This is a genomic window from Listeria grayi (genome assembly GCF_900638015.1).
Taxonomy (GTDB): domain Bacteria; phylum Bacillota; class Bacilli; order Lactobacillales; family Listeriaceae; genus Listeria; species Listeria grayi.
Map to the genome: position 1 here is coordinate 1,895,485 of NZ_LR134483.1, position 24,122 is coordinate 1,919,606.

Here is a 24,122-nt window from a genome sequence, read left to right on the forward strand (position 1 = left end):
AGAAAGAGCGGTCAGCGAACAACTAATGTGTCCGCTGATACGCTTCTATCGTTTTAGATCCAGTTATTACGATTATATCTGCGTAGTAACCACGCACCGATGATCAGCAACGATCCGAGTCCTGCATAGTAAATCGTTGAGACATCACCTGTCTTCAATAATCGTTTCACTGCTTTTTTAGCTTTTGTTTCAGTGACTTTTACCGGATTTGGATCTTTTGGATCACTTGGATCAGGTTTGATTTCCGGATCTTTTGGTTTGGTACCGCCAGACGAAGAATCTTGTTTCTTACCTTTTTTAACGGTGACTGCGATCTGTTTCGTTATTTCTTTGCCGTTGCTTCCTACCACTGCATAAGTAACTGGATAGCTACCGACTTTTTTATTATCGACTTTGTTTTGTTTCACTTCGATCTTCGCACTGATGTCAGTATGCTTTTCATCGCCGTCATAGGCTTTGACAGTTTTAAGCGGTTGGAAAGTTTCTCCGACTTTGATCGTGCTGTTTTCTGCTTTGATCACGGCGTCTTTCGCCAATATCGAAATCTTCCTTGTCTTCTTGACTTGGATTCCATTCGAACCTGCGACCGTATACACAACTTGATATTCTCCAACTTTTTTCGTGTCGACATTGTTGCTTTCGATCGTAACAGCAGAAGTAATATCAGTAGCTTGAGAAGCTGCTTTTTGGACGAGGCTGACATTACCGTCATAGGCGCGGACACCCTTCATTGGATCAAAGGAATCGCCAAGTGTTAGTGTGCTATCATCAACAACAATGATCGCATTTTTAGAAACAACCGTGATTTTGACTTCTTTCACTACTTCTTTTTTATTTTTACCAGTAACACCGTAAACCACCTTGTATTCGCCAACTTGGTTCGTGTCTACTGTGTTTTCTTTGATTTGGAGCATAGTGGTAAGGTCGCGGTCATCGGAGTCTTTAGCAGTTACAGCTTTCCGCGGATCAAATTTGTCTCCGACTTGGATCGTTTTATCAAATGCGTAGATACTTGCATCTTGATATTCTCCTTCGATAACTGCATCTGCTTCTGAATCATGGGCCGTATTTACACCTGTTACTTTAGCGATATTTGTGATCTCTACTGCTGCTTCGGCTGTCACTTTGGCTTTGAAAGTAATAACTTTCTCTTCATTCGCCAAAATATCACCAATGGTCAGTTTCAATTTATTTCCTGCTAATTCGTAGCTTGCATTTTCTTGATTTACTTTTATGCTCGCTTCATTGAGCTGGATCCCTTTCGGTAGATCATCCTTGATAACAACTTCATGCACATTTCCTTTAGTAGTAGGGTTTTTCACTTTGATTGTATACATGATCTCATCACCAGGCGCCGCTGTTGTATTACCGTTTGTGTTAGCAACTTCTTTGGAAATAGTCAGGTCGCCTGGATTTTCTTGAACGACCACATTAATCATTTTAGTGACTTCATTCCCGTTTTCGCCGGTGACGCTGTACGTAACGGTGTAATTGCCAGGATGTGAAGTATCTACCGTATTAGCAGTAATATTGATGTTGGAAGTCAAGTCTGTATCATAGCCATTCCCATCAACTGCTGTAACGTCTTTAAGTGGATCAAAGGAATCGCCAACAGCTATTTTTTTGTCTGTTGCCTGAATGACTGCATCTTTAGCGACAATGGTCACTCGAATCGTTTTAGAAACAAGATTCCCGTTCTCGCCTGTAACTTCATAACGAACATCATATTCACCGGCATGCTGCGTGTCCACGGTATTCATCGTGATTTTCAAATCAGCGGTTAGATCCGTTTCACGTCCATCGCCATCGATTGCTCGGACTTCTTTTCGTGCATCGAAATCTTCTCCGATTATACTTATTCGATTGTCGGCTTGGATAACGGCATCATTTGCGATTACTTTTACCTTGACCGTTTTACTGATCTCGTTGCCGTTTATACCAACTACAGCAAAAGTGACCTGATAATTTCCGGATACACTGGTATCTACATTACTATTGATTACTCGCACGTTTCGAGAAATATCTGTGTTGACTCCATCGCCGTCGATTGCCGTTACAATGCCAAGCGGATCAAAAGAATCATTCACGTATAATTCTTGATCATCCGCTATGATCGTTGCATCCCTACCAATGACCTCGATCTCGATTTCTTTTGTTATTTTTCCATTTCTTGCTTCTGCTTCATAGACAACTTTATAAACACCGATTCGAAGCGGATCGACGTTGTTGCTGATCACTTTTAGACTGGCCGTTATGTCGGATCCATCTTCATCGATTGCTGTAACATTTTGAAGCGGGTCAAAAGTATTGCCGATCTCGATTTTTTTATTGATGGCGATAATAGAAGCTTTATTTGCTTCTCTGCTTCCAATGCTCGTGCTGGCGTTTTTATCCGCGACTGCTTCGCCAGTAACATTGGCAATATTCGTAAGTTCTCCTGAGTAATCAGCTTTCACTTTTACTGGGATAATCACTTCGATCTCATCTTTATCCGTTACCGTTCCGGCAGTAAGAGTGACTTTATTGCCTTTCCATACCGGAGTCGCTTTTGTACCTTTTACAGTAACTGCATCGGTTTGGACCTCGGCTCCTGCTGGAACGGTGTCCGTTAATGCCACTTGTTGCACGGCACTATTAGCAATTGGATTTTTCACTTTGATCTTGTAAATGATCTCATCGCCAGCTATGACCGTCTGCTGATTTAAATCTTCCCCAGCAGCATTTTCGACCTTTTTAGTGATCGTCAAATCCCCTTGGTTGGCTATGACAGTGATCTTAACTGTTTTAACCACTTTGTTTTTGCTAGAGCCGATAACGCCGTATGTTACTTCATACTGTCCTGCTTTGGAAACATCGACAGTATTTTTTTCGATCGTGATTTTTGCAGTAAGATCTGTATTGTTTCCATCTCCATCGATGGCAGATACGCCTTGTTTTGGATCAAAAGCGTCGCCCTGATGGATCGTTTTGTCGGTTGCGATGATCTCAGCATCTTTTGGCAAGACAGTCACCTGGATCGTTTTTTCGACAGTATTCCCATTTGAACCTGTCACGGCATAAATGACAGTATATTTTCCTGCTTTATTGGTATTGACGTTATTGCTTTTGACTTTTATCTTTGAGGTCAGATCCGTTTGATAGCCATCTGTATCTTTCGCTTGTACTTCTTTTAGCGGATCGAATGACTGTCCTAATTGAATGGAACGGTCATTAGCTGTGATCACGGCATTTTTAGCAACTACCGTAACTTTGATGGAAATGCTGACTTCATTATTGTTTTTGCCTTTTACTTTGTAGGTAACGGTATATTTTCCTGCTTTGGAAGTATCTACCGTTCCTTCATGTGTCACTTTATTCGTGATGTCCGTTTTTTCTTTGTCGCCGTCAACGGCTTTTATTCCTGCCATGTAGTCGAATGACTCGTTCAATTCGATCGTCCGGTCGCTCGCGGTAATGGTCGCATTGGTAACAGGAACTTCTTTCTCTTTTACTGTTACTTTGATCGCCTTTTTGACTTCCACGCCATTTTTACCTGTGACTTTGTAGGTAACCGTGTAAATGCCTGCTTTGCTAGTATTGACATTTTGGTCGTATGTTAATTTGGCGGTAATATCTGTATGAGCCAGATCACCATCTTTAGCGGTAACCCCTTTCTTGTAATCGAATGGATCCCCTACTGTGATTTCTTTATCGCTAGCATTGATCGTCGCATTTTCGAGATTCCGTACGTCTGTCGATGCTTCATATTGTTTATTATCGACCGTTTTACCTGTAACGCCAGCAACGTTTGTGATTGTTCCTGAGGCGTTCATATTTATTTTAGCGGCAAAAGTGATCTGATGACTTTTATTTCCTAAAAGATCTTCCACATGGATTGCTTTTAAGTCTGCATTTGCGACTTTTTTATTATCCACTTCCAAACTGTCAGCCTGATAAGTCAAACCTGCTGGAAGCTGATCACTAACAGTTACAGCTTCTACTACGCTGTTGGCAACTGTATTTGTAACCGTGATCTTATAATAAAGTGTATCTCCTGGATTGACCGCTGTTGCTTTGAAATCTTCTCCCGTAGCTGTGATCAACTTTTTACTGATCGATAGTTCGCCAGTTTTATAGATGACTGTTACTTGAATCGTTTTGCTGACTTCATTTCCATTTGCTCCAGTTACTTTATAAGTAATCGGATACACACCCGGGCTAGACATATTGACTGTTCCCTGGTAAGTAACTTTAGAAGTAATATCCGTTTTCGCTGCATCCCCGTCGATAGCGCTGATGTTTTTCTTATAATCAAAGGTACTACCAACATAGACAGTTTGGTTTTCAGCAAAAATCGTGGCATCAACAAGATTAGTTGGTTTTGCAATGACAGTTACTGTAATATTTTGAGTCACTTTGTTACCGTTCGCTCCAGTAACTTCATAAGTGATGGTATATTTACCTGGTTTAGAAGTATCGACTGTTCCCCGATATGTTAATTTAGAAGTAATATCTGTCTGCTTCGCGTCGCCGTCTTTAGCCGTAACATCTTTAAGATAATCAAACGTATCCCCTTCTGTGATCGTCTTGTCAGATGCTTGGATCGTCGCATTTGTGATCGTTTCTTGTTTCTTTGCTACTGTTACTGTGATTGATTTCGTCACTTCATTCCCATTTGCTCCGGTAACCCGGTAAATGACCTGATATTTGCCGGGACTGTTCGTATTGACCCGTCCTTGGTGTTTAATATTAGCGCTGATATCCGTATGTTTCGCATCGCCATCGAACGCTTTGACACCTTCATAATAATCGAATGTGTCACCTTCTGTGATCGTCTTGTCAGAAGCTTCGATCGTCGCATCTCCAATAACTTCATTCGAGCCTTCTACTACCTTGATCGTAGAAACAGCTGTCACTTCTTGGCCATTTTGTCCGGTTACACTATAAACAACCGGGTAACTCCCAATAGTATTCGTATCCAGTTTGCTGGAATCCCAAGAAACACGAGCGGCAAGATTAGTGCCATCGCCGTCTGTCGCAACGATTCCTTCCATCGCGATCTTATTGGAAAAGGCGTCTCCTTTTTTGATCTCCTTTGTAGCTGGTACTGTCAAAGTAGCTTTGGAAACGCTTGAGACCACTACTTTTACCGTTCGCTCAGCTGTCGCTTCAAGTCCTGTCTTTGGACTTTTAACAGAATAGTAAACTTTGTATGTACCCCATTTATTCGATTTCACATTATCCTCTACCTCAATGTAGCCAGAGATATCGACATTATTTTGACCCGGATCTCGGGCTATAACGCCTTGATATGGACTCCAAAGCGACCCTTTTTCAATTGTCGTATCTTCCACACCAGTAAAATAAGGTGGTTCAGCCGCATCTGCACTCTTTTGTGTATTGACTTGCGTATAGAGATGATTGATCGGTTTCGCTAAGGCAATAAATACGCTTAAAAGCAGTAATATAGTAACGGCCCAAATGGTGTATTTTTTTGCTTTCATTATTTTTCCTCCCTTTGTCATTCACATGACTACAGCCTGTTTTAATACGGAAGAAGATGGAGGTATCGTGATACTCTCCATCTTCTTTTGTAATCTTCTATATTATCAATCATTTTAGTTCACACAAATTACTCAAGTGTTGCGAGCAATTTGTGGCAAACGATTATTTTTTATTTGCTGGTTTTTTCTTTTCTGTTTTTTTACCTTCTTTTTTAGGTACTACTTTCACTGTTGCTGCGTTGGATTTCTTTTCGATCGATTTTACTTTGTGTTCTGTTTTTGGTTTTGTATCTTTTTTTGTTTCTTTCTTATCATTGGAACATGCTGCTAGGGATAAACTGCTTACTAACAAAATCCCGATCATACCTACTTTGATTTGTTTCCATGCATTTGTTTTTGTCATTATTTTTTCCTACTTTCTTCTATTGGACTTTAACAGCCATTGTGCGGCTGCCTTGTTTATGATTAGAATTTCTTACTAAATACGTAACTGTGTATTCGCCTGCTGTATTACTGTCGACCTGCTGATAAAACACGGTCAGATTCGTGGTAATGTCGCCATCGACTTTATCCGTTGCCAAGACGCCGTTCAGCCAGTCGAATTGATCGACTTCGGTTCCAAGCGACATATGGATCGGCGAGGCAACGATCGTTGGTGCTTCTGCTTTTACAAAAACAGGTACTTCGATCTTGGCTGTTTTATTATTAGAATTACTTACCTCAAAGTAGATTTGATACGTTCCTTCCACTTGCGGATCTATTTGCGAAAAGTCGACGCGTACTTTCTCTGCGATATTGCCATCGACTTTGTCCTCCGCGATTAGATTTTGCTTCCAATCCATTCGCGAGTCGATGATCCGATTTGCAGTGATCGTGATCGGATCGGAATGGAGATGCGGAACTTCGGCTTTTACAAAAACTTGGATTCGTAGCTCGCCTATTTTATGATTGCTATTAGCTACTTTATAGTAGACTTCGTATTGGCCTTCTTTGGAAATATCTACATTTCCCAGATCCACTTCTACTTCTTCAAGCAGATCTTGATCGACAGGATCATATACATGGATATTGGCTTTCCAGTCAATGTCGTGGACGGAACTTCCTGCCGTCACTTCAAAAGGTTCGCCGGAAATAATTGGCTCTACTGCATTTACTTCAACTTCAGTCCATGCTTTTTGTTCTTTACCATTGCTGTTCCGCACGGTATAAACAATTGGATAGGTGCCATCTTGTTCAAAATTCACTTTGCTGTAGTCCACTTGACAATTTTGAACAATATTCCCATCGACGACATCGTAGGCTGTTATACTCTTATACCAATCAATATCTCGCGGCTCTGAACCTGCTTCGATCTGCAAACTCGCTACTTTCAATGTAGGACGCTCTGCTTTGACAGCTACTAATCGGTATAATGTTGTCGTTACCCCAGCTGAATTCGTTACCAGATAAGTGACAGGATATAGGCCTTCTTTGCTGAGCGATACCATTTGTGGTTCGCATTTGATTTTTGCTGTGATGTTTTGATCAAATGGATCAAATGCGATGACGCCTTTAAGCCAATCGATTTGCGCTCGCGGTGTGCCCGCTTTGATTTCCATATCATTGGCGTATAGTAAAGGACGTTCTCTTCCGACAATGATCAGCAGCCAATGCTCCGGATGACTTTCATAGTGAGAATTCCCTAATTCATTTGGATGCGTTCGATACGGCACCCAATAGCGTCCCGGCTCTCCAAGTTGAAAATGGTGTTTTTGCAGATACGCTTTATCGAGCCAGATCAATTCCCCGGACGATAACTGGATACCTTCTGTCAGCAGTTTTTCGAGAAAAGCAGGTTCACTGTTGCTGGGGATACGCAATTCTTTATGTTCCGAGGAAGACGTTTCTCGAGCATCTTGTCTGAATGCTTCAATCGGATCGTCCGCATAATCAGCTTCTTGTTCTTTTACAAGCGTATTTGCTTTTTGTTCCTCATGTTGATAGATCTCTTCGACTAATTCGCCCAGTTCTTTTTCTGGCTCATCAGGGAGATCTTCTAAAATAGGCGGTTTTGAGATTTCTGGTGTCTCTTCCGTTTTATCTTGAACCGTTACTAAAATACTTTTATAAGTCGTTTGTTTCCGACTGTTAGTTACTTCATAAACTAATAGGTATTGACCGCTTTCGTTCAGATGAACAAAGCTGTCATTCACCTTCACTTGTGCTGTGATTTCTCCATCTACTGCATCGGAAGCAGTCACATAGTCCAACCAATCGACACTACTTGTACCTTTTTCGATCGTGATTGGTTCTCCTTGAATGACCGTGCCCGTTTTTTCTGCTGTTTCAGTTTCAGTATTACGGTCATTCAAAAAGCGTATTTTCTTTTCCTTCATTTATGGATCTCCCCTTTCACGCGCATCTTGATGATCTGCTCATATTTTTTGTCTACGCGCCAGCAGAGGATCGCCATAACGATCACAACTAGCAAGACGATCCATACCCAGCTTTCCTGTCTAAAGAAAAGGGAGACATCAATGCTGAGTAGGAATAAAAAGTAGTGGATATACACACGCCGGATCTGAGCAATCATTTCAGCATGGTGTGTTTGAAAAAAAGTCATGTGCTTCTTTAACGGGCCAATCAAGAAAAAATCTATTCTCGTTAGCGTCGTTCTGAAAAAGAGCCGAATGTATAAAGCACAATAAGTAATAACAGCTAAGCTCACGATTGCAATCAATAGATTATTAAGCAAATGCCTTTCTTCCTTTCTCCTCTTCCAATATTGCCTCCCAATAACTCAATGTATATGGCGCAATTGGCTCTTTATCTTGTAAGTATTCTTCCATTCCATTTTGATAAGCCGTTAGATAACAGGATGTGCTGTTTTCAAATTTGCCAATATAAATGGACTTCATATATTCCCATTGTGATTCATAAAATGCAGCAAACTGCGCTAAGCCTTCCTTTTCCTCGGCTGTCAGATAATTAGTCTGATCGATGTCTTTTTTCAGTGTTAAGAAGAAGGCTTCCGTTTCACTTTGTTCTTCTAACTGTTCTGCCCATTTTTCCGCTTGATAAATAGCCGGAAGATGAATCAGATAGCCGTCATTCTCTTCAATACAGTCTTCCATAAACAGGAGTCGTTCGGCTTGGAAGGCCTGCAAGCGTTCGCTGAGTTTCTGACGCTGAATCCGAAGAAGCGGAGAGATGACGAGTTTTAGTTTCGGTTCCTGTTGCTTGGTCTGTTCCACTTTGTTTTCTGCAAGCAACTGCTTATACCATTCCATCTGCTTGTTGAATTGCGGTAGCAGATCGATCATTTTGATGTGCAATAGATATGGGAATGATAGCCACACCGATGCTTCCTGTTGTTTCTGAAGTTCTCCCCAATGTAGGTAAGAAGCTTGTTTGTCTTGGATGTCCGCCACTTTCTGCAATTCTGCTTTCATCATTTCGTATTGCTTATTTTGCTTCTCTACTTCATACGTAAGCAGTTCTAGTTTCACAAAATGATGTAAGATCATGCGGTCTAATACCCATTTAACTAGGAAAAACCCAGCCATAATTAGAACTATTTCGGGAAGAAGCAGATAAAACAGTTGCATAAACTGCCAAATGGTTGCAAATAGATCCATTTTTTCCCCTCCCTTCTCTTCCTCAAAAGTAAGATATTTTCCAGTGCATTCTTATTTTATCGATATATTTACAAACTTATTTGCACATTCATCAAATGATTAGTCCGTAATTATGACTTTTTAATGACATTAGCTACTCATTCATGATTTCTTCCAGCTTGACGATATCGATTAGTAAGCTGTTAGAGGGTGTCAACTCGATTGCCCCATTTCCTTCTAGCAAACGGTAAACTTTAGAGAAATAACTTCGATCTACACCGCAGTATTCCGCGATATTCGTTTTATTGATACACGCTGGGATCAGATAATTGCGCGTATCGATCGGTTCGCCGACCTGTCGGCACAATTCTACTAAGCCATTGATGATCTTTCTTTCACGTGAGTAGATCGTCATCATCTGGCGGTTGCTGATATAAAAAATCCTTTCCGCCAAACTGTTTGTAAGTTTCTCCATAAATGTTGGTCGATTAGATAAATAATTTAACAAAAACTCACCATTTACAAAGGTAATATGAGAATCTTCCAGCGCCTTGATGTCATACTGCATATTGGAAAAATTGTCACTCATAATGTAGTCAAATCCAATAACAGAATCACGGCGATGAAATTCAAAAATGTGTTTTTTATTATATTTATCCCCAAGAAGTGTAATGAGGATTCCATTATTTACAAAAACGACATTCTGTGAATTTGTATTATTGACTAATACGGTGTTTTTCTTGATGCGCTTTTCTACGACCCAAGCGTTGTTAAAACTGTTTTCTTTTAGTTCATCTAAAATTTGTGGTATAGTAATTCCTTTCTTCTCTTCAAAAAATGGCATCTTCTTTTCCTCCCTGTCATTCTCATTTTAGTACCTGAAAAACACGGCCTTTTGCATTTTTGATTAAAGAATGTGTCTAAATTTGACCAAAATATGTCAAATTATTTGGAAAAATACGGCCATTTTTATCAAAGATTAAGTGCCCTTCGTGAAGTATAGCACAGCTAAAAATGTAATTTCGCTTGTTTTCAGCTTAATTTGTGAAGATTTTGTGACAAAAAAAAGTTCCGTCCCAAGATGAGCTTTACACTCATTTTGGGACGGAACTTTTCGTACCATTCTTATTAAGCTAATGCTTTGACGATTTCTTCTTCTGCTTTTTCTGGTGGTTGCTTCGATGGGAAACGCTCTACAATCTCGCCCTCGCGATTGATCAAAAATTTCGCAAAGTTCCATTCGATTTTTTTACCGCCTGTTTGCTCTGTCAAATATTGATAAAGTGGGTGCGCATCTTTGCCTTTGACTTTGATTTTAGAGAACATATGGAATGTCACACCGTAATTGCGCTGACAAAACTCCATGATCTCTTCATCTGAACCTGGATCTTGGCGCATAAACTGATTGCAAGGAAATCCTAAAATCTCTAATCCTTGTTCTTTATATTTTTCATATAATGTTTCTAAGCCTTCTAGCTGCGGAGTCAATCCACATTTGCTAGCTGTGTTGACAATAATCAAGACTTTGCCTTTATAATCTTCTAATTTCACTTCTTTACCTGCCATATCTTTTGCAGAAAAATCATATACTGTCATCATTTTTTCCTCCTATTGATTAGCTAATTTATCAGAAAGTAGGTACGCGTATACCAACTTTTCTGTATGATACAGAGAATCTTTGTGTGTGCGTTCATAGGCATGGCTTGCATCGATACCTGGCCCGATCAGTCCATGGATGATGTCATTGCCGGCATGGATCGCCGCACTTGCATCGGAAGAATAAAAGGGATAGATATCTACTTTGTAGGCAATCTCATTTTGTTCTGCCAGCTGGATCAAATTTTTGCGTAGCCCATAATGATACGGACCACTTCCGTCTTTTGCACAAATCGATACCGTGTATTCGTCAGAAGTTTGACCGTCTCCGAGCGCCCCCATATCGACCGCTAAATATTCGACAGTTTCTTCCGGGATGTTGGAATTACCGCCGTAGCCGATTTCTTCATTATTGGAAATCAAGAAATGCGTTGTGAATGGCAGTACTATTTTATTCGTATGGATGGTTGTGATCAACTGCAATAAAATGGCAACGCTGGCTTTATCGTCAAGATGTCGTGATTTTATAAATTCATCGTTTACAATAGTAGTCCGGGGATCGAAAGACACGAAATCGCCCACTGAAATGCCTAATGCCTCTGTTTCCGTTTTGCTGAACACTTTGGCATCCAATCGCACTTCGATATTGGTATCGTTCCGTTCTGCGCTTCCCGCGTCCTTATAGACGTGGACAGAGGTTTGGTGCATCAAGATCGTGCCAGAATAGCGTTCTCCAGACAAAGTTTCGATTGTACAATATTCGCCTTCGATCGCATTGAATCGAAAACCGCCGATAAGCGCTAATTGTAGTCTACCGTCCGGCTTGATTGCTTTTACCATTGCTCCCAGTGTATCTACATGAGCAGTCACCATACGGTGTTGATCATTGTTTTTCCCTTCAAGTGTTACGAGTAACCCGCCTTTATTATTCAGGCGAAATGGAATGTGGTCGCGCTCTAGATCTTCCGCGATATGCTGGATGATCGCCCTCGTATTTCCAGTAGGGCTTGGTATATTGGTCAAAGTTTGGATTTTATGCATTATCTCTAGTGGATTTGGTTGATAACTCAAAGACAGTAGCCTCCTTTTCTTCTTGCTGCCTTTATTATATGCCTTCTCTCCCTAAGTTGCATGTTTTTTGTTTGCAAAGATTATGGTATAATTCGTTAGATGAAGAAGGAGTGAAAGACGTGGAACAGACGAAGAGAAAGGCTGTCACGCTTTCCGTATTTGTGGCTACATTTATGGCAGCAATCGAAGGAACGATCGTAAGTACGGCAATGCCGACGATCGTTAGTCATTTAGATGGGATCGCATTGATGAATTGGGTATTTTCTGTATTTTTACTCACCTCATCGATCGCGATCCCTATATACGGAAAGCTATCAGATATTTATGGAAGGAAAAAAATTTTTATTACCGCTACGGTCATTTTCCTGATCGGCTCTACGCTGTGTGGACTAGCACAAAGTATGGAAATGCTGATCATTTTCCGGGTGATTCAAGGAATCGGTGCCGGAGGGATTCTTCCTTCCACTATGACGATCATTGCTGACATCTATCCCGCAGAGAAAAGAGCGCGCGTTCTTGGTTTCATGGGATCGGCATGGGGGATCGCCGGTGTCTTTGGTCCATTATTGGGTGGCTTCCTAGTGGATCAGCTGTCATGGCATTGGATCTTTTTTATCAATATTCCGTTCGGGATCTTGACGATTATCTTAGTAGGATTCTATTTTAAAGAACACCTTACCCCTAAGCGATTGCCCATCGATTATAAAGGGGCCGTTGTCTTTACATTAGCATTATTAGCACTATTATTCGGATTACAACAAGTTGGAGAAACGCTGAATTGGGCAGATCCGCTTGTTTTAGTATTGTTCGTTTGCGCACTTATTTTCCTCTTTATTTTTTATAAAAATGAGAAAAAGGCTGCTGATCCCGTACTTCCGTTTATTTTGTTCAAAAATCCAATTGTACTTATTTCTAATTTGATTGGCTTTTTTTTGAGTGTCTTTTTGATTGGGATCAATGTGTATATCCCGATGTGGGCTCAGGGGATGCTAGGACATGGTGCAACGGTCGCTGGATTTATGCTTGCACCATTATCCGTGACTTGGATCATCGGTTCGTTTTTATCCGATCGGCTCTTTAAAAAATGGGGAATGCGCGCAACGATCGGAATTGGGACATTTATTTCGGTTTTAGGAGCTCTACTCCTCTTCCTCTTCCCGGCAAGTACTAGTGATATCTATTTTTATTTGAATAGTGCGCTGATGGGATTAGGTTTTGGGATGGCCTTTACGATCACTACAGTTGCGGTTCAGGAAGCTGTTCCAAAATCACAGACCGGTATATCGACAGCCACCAACAATCTTTTCCGAAATGTTGGGCAAACGATTGGTGTCGCGATTTTAGGTACAGTTTTCAACAGTGTTATCAACAATCAATTCGGGCAGCATGGCGCCCAAGCAGTCAGCAGTGAGAACCTCAATAAGCTGATCAGTCCGACTACTGCTTCGAGTCTTGCCAAAACGTTGCTACAACCGTTGCGCGAGATTTTATACAGTGGTCTCAACATGGTATTTCTGACATTGCTGTTTTGTTGTTTGATTGCCTTTTTATTATTTTTCCTATTACCAAAAGCAACAAAAAAACGGTAGCTGCGAATTTTGCAGCTACCGTTTTTTTAATCTACCTTCACGATCCAATTTTCAGGTGCTTCTTTTTCACCAAATTGAATGCCCGATAATTCATCAAATAACGCCTTCACAGTTGGTCCGACTTCTGTCTCACTATGGAAAACGTGGAAATCCTCTTTATACTGGATACCGCCGATCGGAGTGATTACTGCAGCCGTGCCACATGCTCCTGCTTCTTTGAAATCCTCCAATTTATCGATATAGACATCGCCTTCTTCCACTTCCAGACCTAAACGGTGTTCTGCAAGGTAAAGAAGGGAATATTTGGTAATACTTGGTAAGATCGATGGAGAATCTGGGGTAATAAAGCGGTCGTCTTTGGTGATCCCAAAGAAGTTTGCCGCACCAACTTCTTCGATTTTTGTATGTGTTGCTGGATCTAAATAGATCGAATCGGCAAAAGCACGTTCTTTTGCTGCTTCACCAGGTAGTAGGCTTGCCGCATAGTTTCCACCGACTTTAGCCGCACCGGTACCATTTGGAGCTGCACGGTCAAAATCAGAAACGATGAAGTTTGCCGGCACTAATCCGCCTTTGAAATAAGGGCCGACTGGCGAACAAAAAATAGAAAATATATATTCTGGGGCAGCGTGTACACCTAAGTTATCTCCTACTCCGATCACGAACGGACGTAAATACAACGTAGCACCTGTTCCATATGGAGGCAAATATGCTTCATTGGCTTTCACCACTTGTTTGCAAGCTTCGATAAATTTATCCGTTGGGACTTGCGGCATCAATAACCGCTCACAGCTGCGCTTCATTCGAGCTGCATTTTGGTCTGGACGAAATAGATTGATTGATCCGTCTTTACTGCGATAAGCTTTAAGCCCTTCAAAACATTGCTGCCCGTAATGGAGTGCCGTAGAACCTTCGCTGATATGTAGCGTATTGTCTTCTGTCAACGCTCCATCATCCCATTTTCCGTCTTTCCAATAAGAGATATAGCGTTTATCTGTTTTGATATAGCTAAACCCTAGATTTGCCCAATCAATATTTACATTGCTCATTTCTATTTCCTCGCTTTCTCCTAACAAACCTTCTGATTCAAGTAAGTTTTCTGTTTATCCACTAGTATAGCATATTTTTATTAATCTATCAGCATGACTTTTATAAAAACAGAAAATTTAGATAAATTTCAAAAACTTAGGTTTTATCGCTTCCTTTTTTGTTTTTTCGTGTTAAAATAAAAGGACTACTCAAAAGAAAGGAGCGGATGAAAATGGCTCAGGGAAAATGGATAGATGACAAGCTTTACAGTGAGTATTTGAAGGAGGAACTGGATTTGATTATTTACCTCCCGCCGGACTTCTCTCATCTCTATAAGTATCCTCTTTTTATCGTCCAAGACGGCAAGGATTATTTCCAATTTGGTAAATTAGCCCACTTTTCTGATGAATTAGTGGAAAAGGATGAAATGGAAAAAGCTATTTTCATCGGCGTTCCTTATAAAACGGTGACGGATAGACGTGAGAAATACCACCCCGAAGGCAGCCAAAATGACGCATACGTTAAATTTTTGGCTCGGGAACTACTTCCTTATGTAGAAAACCGCTTCCCTTCTTATCAAATGGCAGCAAGCCGTTTCTTGATGGGGGATTCGCTTGGAGCTGCTGTATCCTTGCAGACTGCTTTGCGCTATCCCCATACCTTTGGGAATGTCATCCTACACTCCCCATTCATGGATGACAGCTTGCTCACTGCGGCAAAAAAAGCTGATCCGGCAAAGCTGAAGATCTATCATGTTATCGGTAGCAAAGAGACCGATGTTCATACAACAGATGATCAGCAAGCAGATTTTCTCACCCCAAATCTGGCTTTCACAAAAGTTTTGACGGCAAAAGGATTTGAACATCGGTCACAGGTTTTTGAAGGGGATCATAAATGGAAATATTGGCAGCCGCTTGTAAAAGACGCACTGCGTTATATGTTGGCTGCAAATGAGTTGGACTTAGAAAGCATGCATGTGTAAAAGAAAGGACGTTTAATAATTGGTAGTAAAAAAAGTGATGACACCAGAAGAAAAACAAGATGCTTTTGCCATTCGACAAGCTGTTTTTATCGGCGAACAACAAATTGATCCTGAATTGGAATGGGACGAGCATGATAAAGCAGCCGATGCGCTGATGTTCGTAGATTATGATTCAGACGGTACACCGCTTGCAACTGGGCGTTTCCGAATCCTTCCCGATTATGGGAAAGTAGAGCGTATCTGCACGCAACAAGCAGCCCGCGGAAAAGGGGCTGGTCGCTGCATCATGGAGGCGATCGAAGCCGAAGCCGTCTCACAAGCTGTGACGCAACTTCGGCTCGGTGCTCAGATCACAGCGATTCCATTTTACGAAAAATTAGGCTATACCGTTTGTTCCGATGAATTTTTGGATGCCGATATCCCACATAAAGAAATGAAAAAAGAGCTGAATCCATGATTCAGCTCTTGCTCTTAGATCGAAGGAAAACATCCTTTCAATCATTTTTTACTGTTTTCAGCTTGTCCGAAAAATGATTAGATTCTAGGCAAAGTCGAGTACCGAAGCGGAGCGTACTCATGTACGTGAGCATCGGAACGCAAACTTTAACGACGAAGATGATCGTTTTTCGGGCAAGCTGAGAGCTGAATCCATGATTCAGCTCTTCTCACTTTCAAACAGTTCAATTTCGCCGCTTTCACTTGCTGCGATCACGATATCCACGATCCCAAGAAAAAAACCTTGCTCGACAATGCCAGGAATCTTTTGCAGCCAATCTTGCCATTCTGCTGGGTCTGTAAATGCTTGGTCATAGACATCTAAAATATAGTTGCCGTTATCCGTGACATAAATGTCTCCGTCTTCTGTCTTGCGCAGTCTTGCGTCAGCACCGCGTTTTTGTAATTTATTTGCGACTTGTTTATAGCCAAAAGGAATGACTTCGATTGGAAGTGGGAATTTACCTAATACATCCACACGTTTGTTACTGCTTACGACCCAAATATTCGTATCTGAGATATCTGCAACCATTTTTTCGCGCAGCAATGCTCCCCCACCGCCTTTGATGCCACGGAATGAAGCATCTACTTCATCAGAACCGTCGATCGTTAAGTCGATTTTTTCTACTTCATTTAAACTTGTTAATGGAATGCCCAATCCTTCTGCTTGAATGCGTGTTCGTTCTGATGTTGGTACACCAACGATCTGCAACCCGTTTTTGACCATTTCACCGATTTTCTCGATCGTATAATAGACCGTACTACCTGTTCCGAGACCGATCGTCATTCCGTCCTCGACCCATTCTGCTGCTTTTTCGCCTGCCAATTGTTTTGCGTTCATACCTAACGCCTCCATTTTAAATGAAATGATTTTCAAAAAAACTTGGCAGCATACAAGCTACCAAGTTTTTAATTTTAAAATCCAACAATATGATAACCGCTGTCGACATGCAATACTTCGCCTGTGATCCCACGGGATAATCTACTTAGTAAGAAATAAGCGGTGTCGCCAACTTCTTCTTGCTGTGTTGCCCGTTTTAACGGTGCTCTTTCTTCCACGATCGCAAGGGAATCTGTAAATCCACTCACGCCACGTGCCGATACGGTACGAATCGGACCAGCAGAAATTGCATTGACACGAACGCCTTGTGCGCCTAAGTCCATTGCTAAATAGCGAACGCTCGCATCTAAGGATGCTTTAGCAACACCCATAATATTATAATTTTCAACTACTCGTTCGCCGCCTAGGTAAGTTAATGTAATAAGGCTTGCATCTTCTGTTAGCATTTCCAAATGCTTCGCTGCACGTGCCACTGCAGTGAAAGAATAAGCGCTGATATTGTGGGCTTGCAAGAAACTTTCACGGTCGACTTCCAAGTAATCCCCAGCTAAATAATCTTTATTTGCAAAGGCGATACAGTGAGCGATCCCACTGATCTTGCCTGCTTTTTCATAGATCGTTCTAAAAGCTTCTTCAATTGCTTCGTCACTGGTAACGTCACATGGAAGTGCTAATGGGTCTTGATTGACTTCGCTTAGATTTTCTACTAATTGTAAAATGCTTTTTTTGGAACGATCATCTGCATATGTAAACACTAATCTTGCTCCTGCATCGTTCAAAGATTGTGCAATTCCCCAAGCTATACTGCGCTTATTAGCTACGCCCATAACAACGTATGTCTTTCCCTCTAATGATAAATTCATGTTTTATCCTCCTCTAATTGGTGCTCTCGCTTCTTATATTTTACATGAAGCAGCACATTTTTAAAACTATTTTTTCCAGATACGTAATAATTCTTCCATATCCTCAGGTAATTCACATTCAAATGACAAGTATTCTTCTGTAAAAGGGTGAATAAAATGCAGATGATAGGAATGCAAGGCATGACGTTTGATCAGGCTAGTCTCACCGTGATACATGTCGTCCCCGAGCAGTGAATGTCCAATGTGTGAAAAATGAACGCGGATCTGATGCGTCCTACCTGTTTCCAGTTGGATATCCACATGTTCAAAATCCGGATAACTTGCAATCACTTGATAATTTGTTTTGGCATATTTCCCGGTTTCTGTGACTTTCCTTGCCATGATACTGATATCGGAATCTCTTCCGATCGGTGCTTCGATGTATCCTGCTTTATTCGCTAAATCTCCCATTGTTAATGCTTGATATTTCCGTTTTAAAGCGCCCTTTTGTAAAAAGCTGCTCAGCCGGGCATGGGCAAAACGAGTTTTCGCAATCAGCATCAATCCTGATGTTTCCCGATCCAGCCGCGTCACGATATGAACTGCATTAGTTAAGTTTTGCTCTTGATAATGGCCCTTGATGAAATTAGCCACTGAACCAGTCGGATGATATTGTGAAGGGATCGAGGGCATTCCCGCTGGTTTATTTAAAACAATCACAAAATCATCTTCATAACGGATATCGAGATCGGTATGCTCGGCGATCAATTGTTCATTCTGCTTTTCTTCCGGCAGCATAACGCTCACTTTATCGCCAGACCGCACGCGGTACAACACATTTTCAGTAGCGTTATTGACTGCTATCCTGCCGCCTTCATGGTATTTGATCGCCGTCAATAATAATTTAGAAATATGTTTTCGTTTCAAGAAAGTCCGCAACAGCAGTCCCTCTTCTTCAGCCGTGGCTGTCCACTCTAATAACAAAGTTTCCTGTTCCTCCTAATTTTCGATAAAGGAATCATGAACCCGCCGCCAAAATGGAAAATAACGGAAACGTGCAAAATTCGCTTTCTCTTCTGATACTTGGTAAATGATCTCTTTGACATCACGATGCAGGATACTCACGTGATCGATCGAGATCTGGAAATTTTTATCTTGAACTGGTACTAACTGCACCGTGTGATGTTTTGGAAAGACAAGCGGGCTCCCGATCGTACGATAAACACGGTTATTGATCGAAGCCATCTCTGTGAGCTGCATGGCTTCAATCGAAGGATGCATCAATGCGCCGCCCAATGATTTATTATATGCTGTCGTTCCACTTGGCGTAGACATGCAAAGTCCATCCCCACGGAAGCGTTCAAACTGTGAATCGTTGATATTGACATCCACAACAAACGGACCACCGGAGCTCTTGATAGTAGATTCATTCAGTGCAAGGTACTCTTCGCGCTCATGTCCCATTCCAAATACGACAGTGATTTTCAACAATGGATAGGAAACGATCTTGTATTCCTTGTTCGCGATCGCCTCTACTAAACGTTCGGCTTCATTCGGTCGCCAGTCCGCATAAAATCCTAAATGGCCCGTGTGGATCCCAATAAATGCGACTCTGTCTAAACGATGCTGATACTTATGAAATGCTGAGAGAAATGTTCCATCTCCACCGATCGAAATTACTGCAGAAGGCTCTTTCTCATCATATTCCATATCATACTGAGAAAAAGATTCCTTCATCTGCATTTTTAATAGGTTGGATTTTTCATCCCCCTTAGAAACGATTGTATATTTCAAAACATTTCTCTCCTATTCTCAGTGAGATTATTTTCCAGTTAATCGCTCTTGACCAGCTGGCTTACTGCGTTTCTCATCTTTATTTTGTGAAAAATAAACTTGCGCTTCTTGGATCTCTTCACGAATTTGCGACATTTCTTCATCCAATTGAAAAGCCGCTTCTGCTGCTCGTTCCAGCCGCAGATTGATTGCTTCTGGAAGTTCCCCTTGGTATTTATAATTTAAGGAATGCTCCGTCGTTGCCCAAAAGTTCATGGCAAGCGTCCGGATCTGTATTTCTGCTAAGATTTTTCTTTTACCGTTGATCGTTTCGACCGGATATTCGATCACGACATGGTACGAACGATAACCGCTCGGCTTTTTGTTTTTGATATAATCACGTTCCTCGACGATTCGAAAATCTTTTCTGCCGCGGAGTAATTGTACCACGAGCTCAATGTCATCTACAAATTGACACATCATCCGCAGACCGGCGATATCCTGCATTTCTTCCGCCAAACGATCGAGCGGGATATTTTTGAGTGCAGCTTTATCTAAAATACTGACTACTGGTTTTACTCGTCCAGTCACGAATTCGATGGGCGAATGGTTATTTTCCAGCTGAAATTGCTTTCGGATCCCTTTCAACTTCATTTTCAATTCATCTACTGCCTGCGTATACGGCATCAAGAATTCTTCCCAATGATTCATTTTTCTCACCTCAACTATTTTTGCAACAAGGCGTTTTCCATACTATCTTATTCTACCATAAATGGCCTCCATTAGAAAAAGCCTTCACTCGCAAAAAGTGTTTTTTTGGTTTCTGGTTGTACAGAATATGATAAACTAGGGATAAACAACGGGAGGCGAGAAAAATGATCCGGGAAAAGTTGCAAAACAAAGCCTATTTAGAGGCACTTGAAATAATAGAGAAAGAACTGCAAAAGACACCGGAAGACGCAGAACTGAATTACTACGCAGCTTGGGCCAACGACAGTTTAGGTAGAGAAACCGCTGCGATTCCTTTTTACGAACTGGCCCTTTCAGGAAAATTGACCACCACTGATCGGTTAGAAGCTTTTATTGGACTGGGAAGTACCTATCGCGTCACGGGCAATTACGAGCGCGCCCATCAATTACTGGAACAAGCTATTCAAGAATTCCCGAACGAACCAGTTTTACAGGTTTTTCAAGCAATGGTAAAGTATAACCAAACAGATTATAAGGCCGCTGTCAGTCAACTTTTGACGCTGATCATCCAGCACGCTTCTGATAAAAACATTCGTGCCTTTGAACGAGCATTGACATTTTATACACAGAACTTAGATTATCGATATGAAGTTACGGAGGAGGATACCCATGAGTAAAGAATTAGAAATCGAATTTAGAAATATGATCACGGCAGAGGAGTATCAGGAACTGATTGAAAGTTTTGGACTTAAAGAGGCTGATTTTTTCGAACAGACGAATTATTATTTTGACACACCTGCATTTGCCCTCAAAGAACTGCACGCTGCGCTTCGCATCCGCGCTCGCAATAATAATTATGAACTGACACTCAAAACACCAGAAAAAGTTGGTCTGCTGGAAACTACTCAGATTCTCGCACCAGATCAAGCTGAAGGAATTATTGCCGGTTCCAACATCCCTGTCGGTCAAATCCGTGATGCTTTAGCAAAATTAAGCATTGACCATACAGAATTAGAAAATTTTGGTTCCCTGCAAACCATTCGTGCTGAAAAAGATTATAAAAATGGCCTGCTAGTATTTGATAAAAATTTCTACGGCAACATTGCAGACTTTGATTTGGAGTATGAAGTCGCCGATTTTGAAAAGGGAAAAAAGATCTTTTCCAATCTTTTAGAAGACTATGGTATTGAAGAAAACGAAGCGCCAAATAAAGTGAAGCGCTTTTATGACCATATTTACGGAAATAAATAGGAAGATCTTGCTTTTCGAGGATTATTATTTGTTAATTTACAATGACGCTGATAAAATAGAAGTAGATAAAGGTTGTATCGGTAGTTTGTAAAAGATTTATTCTTCGCACACCGGTACAAACTATTTTTTACGTGCACGAAATACAAAAGAACCAGAATCTGAAAATCAGGTGATTGTAATGATAAATCAAAACTTATATCTCCAATCTATCGCAAATAGCAAACCTATCGAAATCTATTTGTTTTTCGATCCCGTTTGTAACGATTGCTGGAACGTCGATGCCAACATCAGACGATTACAGTTGGAGTACGGTAAATACTTTAAATTAAGATATATTCTTCATAATAACCTGCAGACTTTCCTATGCAAGCAGAAACGCGAAGGAAACAATGCGGATATGAAAAACCAGCAAGAACAAAGTCAGCTTTCTTATGTAGCTTGTCTCGCTGTAAAAGCAGCAGAACTGCAAGGGAAGAAACTCGGTATCTCCTTTTTGCGTAAACTACAGCAAGCCTATTTCTTGGAAGGTCGCGATATCGCCGATGATGCTTGCATTGTTGAACAAGCACTTGCGACAGGACTTGATCTCAAAGAATTCCAAAAAGATTGGAGTTCTAACATTGCGAAGCGTGCCTACATCGGTGACCAAAAAGTTGCCAGGGAAATGGAGATCACGGAGAATCCAACCGTTGTTTTCTTCAATAAAAATATTGAAGATGCCGGTGTGAAGCTGACAGGCTGTCACAGTTATGATATCTATGTCCACATTCTCTCGGAACTGCTAGCGCAATTTCCGGAAAGTGATGAAAAGCCTTCGATGGAAGAATATATGAAAGAAATCAAGCTGACGACGATCGAAGAAATGGCTGCTTTCTATCATTTACCGTATAAACAAATCGAGCGCCAGATGAAAAAATGGATCTTACAGCAAAAGGTTGTATCGATCGATTCGCAAGATGGAACTATTTTATGGCAGTATATTGGCTGAATGGATAGCGAGGAGAAAATATTTCTCTTCGCTTTTTTGATACACTGGCGAGAGGAGCAAAACGACTTGAAGTTACTTTACAACACAGCCGCATTATTCTGTATCCTGATTTCCATTATGTTATGGATTCCCAACCTCTTTTTTGATCAAGGGAATCCAACAGTGATGTTTACTTTTCTGATAGGCGGTGTTGGCTTTTTTATTTCTCTCAAAACTAAGAAAAATTATCTATTGATTGGAAATTTGTTAGCCTGCTTCAGTTTTTATTTGTTTATGTTTGTGGGTTATATCGTAGAAGCTATTAGATAACTCTAACTAAAAAAACCGAAGCATCTAAGTGCTTCGGTTTTCCTATTTACATCGACTCTAGTCGCTCGATCCGCATGGAGATCGGTGGATGGGAATCAAATAAGCCAGCTTTTTCTTTGTTTTTCTTTTTTAGCGGTGATGAAAAGTAAATCGATTCACTTGCTGCGCTAACATTTTCCATTTTTTGTGTATTGCCACTGATTTTCTGAAGTGCATCGATAAGTCCTTGCGGGTTACGAGTCAATTCAACTGCGCTAGCATCTGCCAGGTATTCGCGGTTTCGAGATAAAGCGAATTGGATCGCTGTTGCAATAAGAGGTGCTAAGATCACGAAAACGAGTGCCACCACATAGATGACGATCTGAACTGCGCCTCCGCCATTATTGTCTTTACGATTATTCCGATTATTGCCTGTAAGGCCGCCCCAAAAGAGCATTCGCATCGCGAGGTCGCTTAAAATGGCGATGACGGAAACAAGTGCGATCGCGATCGTGGATAAGCGGATATCGTAGTTGCGGATATGCGAGATCTCATGGGCAATAACGCCTTCTAGTTCATAACGTTCCAGCCGCTGAAGTAATCCACGCGTCACTGCTACCGCGCCTTTTTTAGGCGATATCCCAGTGGCAAAGGCATTGGGACTAGCTTCATCTACGATATAAACTTGCGGCATCGGGATATTAGCAACCATAGCCATATTTTCCACGATATCCCATAAAACTGGTTCTTCTTCCCGACTGTTAATTCTCCTAGCATGATTCATGGCCATGACGACAGAAGAACTACTTCCGATCATGAATAAAATATAAACAATGCCGATAACCGCTGCGATCAGAATCCCATTTAGATAATTATTCCAAACTAAGACACCGATCGCTGCACCAACTAAAAGGACAATAAGGAAGAAGCAAAAAACGATAAGTACCGTTTTTCGTTTATTCGAAGCGATTTGTTTGAATAACATTCGCACCTTCTCCTTTTATCTTAAAATTGAACTTTTGGCGTTTCGCGTTCTTCCGTCGGGATAGAAAGCATTTCTCTAACACTGAAGTTGTGCATCTTGGCAACGATGTTGGATGGTACGGACTGAACCGAGTTGTTATAATCCATGACAGTTGTATTGTATAGTTGTCTGGAATACGCCACTTTATTTTCTGTGGAAGAAAGTTCGTGTTGCAATTCGATGAACGATTGGTTCGCTTTCAGATCCGGATAAGCTTCTCCTAATGCAAAGATCGAACGAAGTGCACCAGACAGCTTATTGTCAGCATCCAATTGTTCTTGTCTGCTGTCGCCGCTTTGGGCATTTCCCATTTCATTCCGTGCTTCGATAACTTTTGTCAGTGTTTCTTTTTCGTGTGATGCATAACCTTTTACAGTTTCTACTAGATTCGGAATCAAGTCATATCGTCTTTTTAATTGCACATCGATTTGTGCCCATGTTTCGTCGACCCGATTGCGTTTTTTTACTAATCCGTTATATAGTCCGAAATAAATCAAAGCCAAGACCACAATAATGGCAATAATAATTAAAATTAGCATTGTAAATTCCTCCTTTAGTCTTTAGATGTATTATACATGAAAAAG

At 41.1% G+C, this 24,122-nt stretch carries 23 protein-coding genes; 7 read left to right on the plus strand and 16 right to left on the minus strand.

The window, feature by feature from the left end; all coding sequences use genetic code 11:
* Positions 1-53: 53 nt before the first annotated feature.
* The 8 genes from EL241_RS09175 to EL241_RS09210 form a co-directional block, all read right to left on the minus strand.
* Complete coding sequence (locus EL241_RS09175) at positions 54-5,483, minus strand: immunoglobulin-like domain-containing protein (RefSeq protein ID WP_170166157.1); 5,430 nt, start codon at positions 5,481-5,483, stop codon at positions 54-56.
* A 163-nt stretch (positions 5,484-5,646) separates the two neighbouring features.
* Positions 5,647-5,886, minus strand: coding sequence for a hypothetical protein (locus EL241_RS13670; RefSeq protein WP_003754966.1), 240 nt, complete (start codon positions 5,884-5,886; stop codon positions 5,647-5,649).
* A gap of 19 nt (positions 5,887-5,905) precedes the next feature.
* Positions 5,906-7,858, minus strand: a complete 1,953-nt coding sequence (locus EL241_RS09185; RefSeq protein WP_036106220.1) for an immunoglobulin-like domain-containing protein — start codon at positions 7,856-7,858, stop codon at positions 5,906-5,908.
* Complete coding sequence (locus EL241_RS09190; protein WP_003754964.1) at positions 7,855-8,217, minus strand: hypothetical protein; 363 nt, start codon at positions 8,215-8,217, stop codon at positions 7,855-7,857. Before EL241_RS09190 ends, EL241_RS09185 begins: the two co-directional genes overlap by 4 nt.
* Positions 8,210-9,100: a hypothetical protein gene (locus tag EL241_RS09195; protein ID WP_003754963.1), complete on the minus strand. Its 891-nt coding sequence runs from the start codon at positions 9,098-9,100 to the stop codon at positions 8,210-8,212. Before EL241_RS09195 ends, EL241_RS09190 begins: the two co-directional genes overlap by 8 nt.
* A 133-nt stretch (positions 9,101-9,233) precedes the next feature.
* Positions 9,234-9,923, minus strand: a complete 690-nt coding sequence (locus EL241_RS09200; protein WP_003754962.1) for a Crp/Fnr family transcriptional regulator — start codon at positions 9,921-9,923, stop codon at positions 9,234-9,236.
* A gap of 284 nt (positions 9,924-10,207) precedes the next feature.
* Positions 10,208-10,675, minus strand: coding sequence for a glutathione peroxidase (locus tag EL241_RS09205; protein ID WP_036106214.1), 468 nt, complete (start codon positions 10,673-10,675; stop codon positions 10,208-10,210).
* A gap of 12 nt (positions 10,676-10,687) precedes the next feature.
* Positions 10,688-11,746, minus strand: a complete 1,059-nt coding sequence (locus tag EL241_RS09210; RefSeq protein ID WP_036106210.1) for a M42 family metallopeptidase — start codon at positions 11,744-11,746, stop codon at positions 10,688-10,690.
* Positions 11,747-11,865: 119 nt separating this feature from the next.
* Between EL241_RS09210 and EL241_RS09215 the strand changes: the two genes are divergently transcribed.
* Complete coding sequence (locus tag EL241_RS09215) at positions 11,866-13,335, plus strand: MDR family MFS transporter (RefSeq protein WP_126320523.1); 1,470 nt, start codon at positions 11,866-11,868, stop codon at positions 13,333-13,335.
* 26 nt (positions 13,336-13,361) lie between these two features.
* Here EL241_RS09215 and EL241_RS09220 read toward each other — a convergent pair whose 3' ends face one another.
* On the minus strand, positions 13,362-14,384 hold the full coding sequence (locus EL241_RS09220; RefSeq protein WP_036106209.1) for a branched-chain amino acid aminotransferase: 1,023 nt from the start codon (positions 14,382-14,384) through the stop codon (positions 13,362-13,364).
* A 212-nt stretch (positions 14,385-14,596) separates the two neighbouring features.
* Between EL241_RS09220 and EL241_RS09225 the strand changes: the two genes are divergently transcribed.
* Together EL241_RS09225 and EL241_RS09230 are read left to right on the plus strand one after the other, a co-directional pair.
* Complete coding sequence (locus tag EL241_RS09225) at positions 14,597-15,346, plus strand: alpha/beta hydrolase (protein ID WP_126320524.1); 750 nt, start codon at positions 14,597-14,599, stop codon at positions 15,344-15,346.
* A 19-nt stretch (positions 15,347-15,365) separates the two neighbouring features.
* Positions 15,366-15,803, plus strand: coding sequence for a GNAT family N-acetyltransferase (locus EL241_RS09230; RefSeq protein ID WP_036106206.1), 438 nt, complete (start codon positions 15,366-15,368; stop codon positions 15,801-15,803).
* 198 nt (positions 15,804-16,001) lie between these two features.
* Here the strand turns inward: EL241_RS09230 and rpiA are convergent, their stop codons facing one another.
* The 5 genes from rpiA to EL241_RS09255 all read right to left on the minus strand — a co-directional run bounded on the left by rpiA (position 16,002) and on the right by EL241_RS09255 (position 20,008).
* Positions 16,002-16,682: a ribose-5-phosphate isomerase RpiA gene (rpiA, locus tag EL241_RS09235; protein ID WP_036106203.1), complete on the minus strand. Its 681-nt coding sequence runs from the start codon at positions 16,680-16,682 to the stop codon at positions 16,002-16,004.
* A gap of 74 nt (positions 16,683-16,756) precedes the next feature.
* Positions 16,757-17,545 (minus strand): enoyl-ACP reductase FabI, encoded by a 789-nt coding sequence (fabI, locus tag EL241_RS09240; RefSeq protein WP_036106200.1) that lies wholly within the window; start codon positions 17,543-17,545, stop codon positions 16,757-16,759.
* 66 nt (positions 17,546-17,611) lie between these two features.
* The gene (locus EL241_RS09245) at positions 17,612-18,508 is read right to left on the minus strand and encodes an RluA family pseudouridine synthase (protein ID WP_036106197.1); all 897 of its coding nucleotides are present in this window, start codon (positions 18,506-18,508) and stop codon (positions 17,612-17,614) included.
* Between the two features lie 15 nt (positions 18,509-18,523).
* Positions 18,524-19,318 carry an NAD kinase gene (locus tag EL241_RS09250; RefSeq protein WP_003754949.1) on the minus strand — a complete coding sequence of 265 codons (795 nt, stop codon included), beginning with the start codon at positions 19,316-19,318 and terminating at the stop codon, positions 18,524-18,526.
* Between the two features lie 27 nt (positions 19,319-19,345).
* The gene (locus EL241_RS09255) at positions 19,346-20,008 is read right to left on the minus strand and encodes a GTP diphosphokinase (RefSeq protein WP_003754948.1); all 663 of its coding nucleotides are present in this window, start codon (positions 20,006-20,008) and stop codon (positions 19,346-19,348) included.
* A 164-nt stretch (positions 20,009-20,172) separates the two neighbouring features.
* On the opposite strand from EL241_RS09255, the gene EL241_RS09260 reads away from it, so the two are divergent.
* From EL241_RS09260 to EL241_RS09275, 4 genes are all read left to right on the plus strand, one after another.
* Entirely contained in the window at positions 20,173-20,664 is a 492-nt protein-coding gene (locus EL241_RS09260; protein ID WP_036106194.1) for a tetratricopeptide repeat protein, read from the plus strand.
* Positions 20,657-21,238, plus strand: coding sequence for a CYTH domain-containing protein (locus EL241_RS09265; RefSeq protein ID WP_003754945.1), 582 nt, complete (start codon positions 20,657-20,659; stop codon positions 21,236-21,238). The genes EL241_RS09260 and EL241_RS09265 overlap by 8 nt, the downstream gene beginning before the upstream one ends.
* Before the next feature lie 178 nt (positions 21,239-21,416).
* Positions 21,417-22,226 (plus strand): protease adaptor protein YjbH, encoded by an 810-nt coding sequence (yjbH, locus tag EL241_RS09270; protein ID WP_003754943.1) that lies wholly within the window; start codon positions 21,417-21,419, stop codon positions 22,224-22,226.
* 66 nt (positions 22,227-22,292) lie between these two features.
* Complete coding sequence (locus tag EL241_RS09275; RefSeq protein WP_126320525.1) at positions 22,293-22,535, plus strand: hypothetical protein; 243 nt, start codon at positions 22,293-22,295, stop codon at positions 22,533-22,535.
* 46 nt (positions 22,536-22,581) lie between these two features.
* Here EL241_RS09275 and htpX read toward each other — a convergent pair whose 3' ends face one another.
* Positions 22,582-23,499, minus strand: coding sequence for a zinc metalloprotease HtpX (gene htpX / locus EL241_RS09280; protein ID WP_003754939.1), 918 nt, complete (start codon positions 23,497-23,499; stop codon positions 22,582-22,584).
* 20 nt (positions 23,500-23,519) lie between these two features.
* Positions 23,520-24,077 (minus strand): LemA family protein, encoded by a 558-nt coding sequence (locus tag EL241_RS09285; RefSeq protein ID WP_003754937.1) that lies wholly within the window; start codon positions 24,075-24,077, stop codon positions 23,520-23,522.
* Positions 24,078-24,122: the final 45 nt, after the last annotated feature.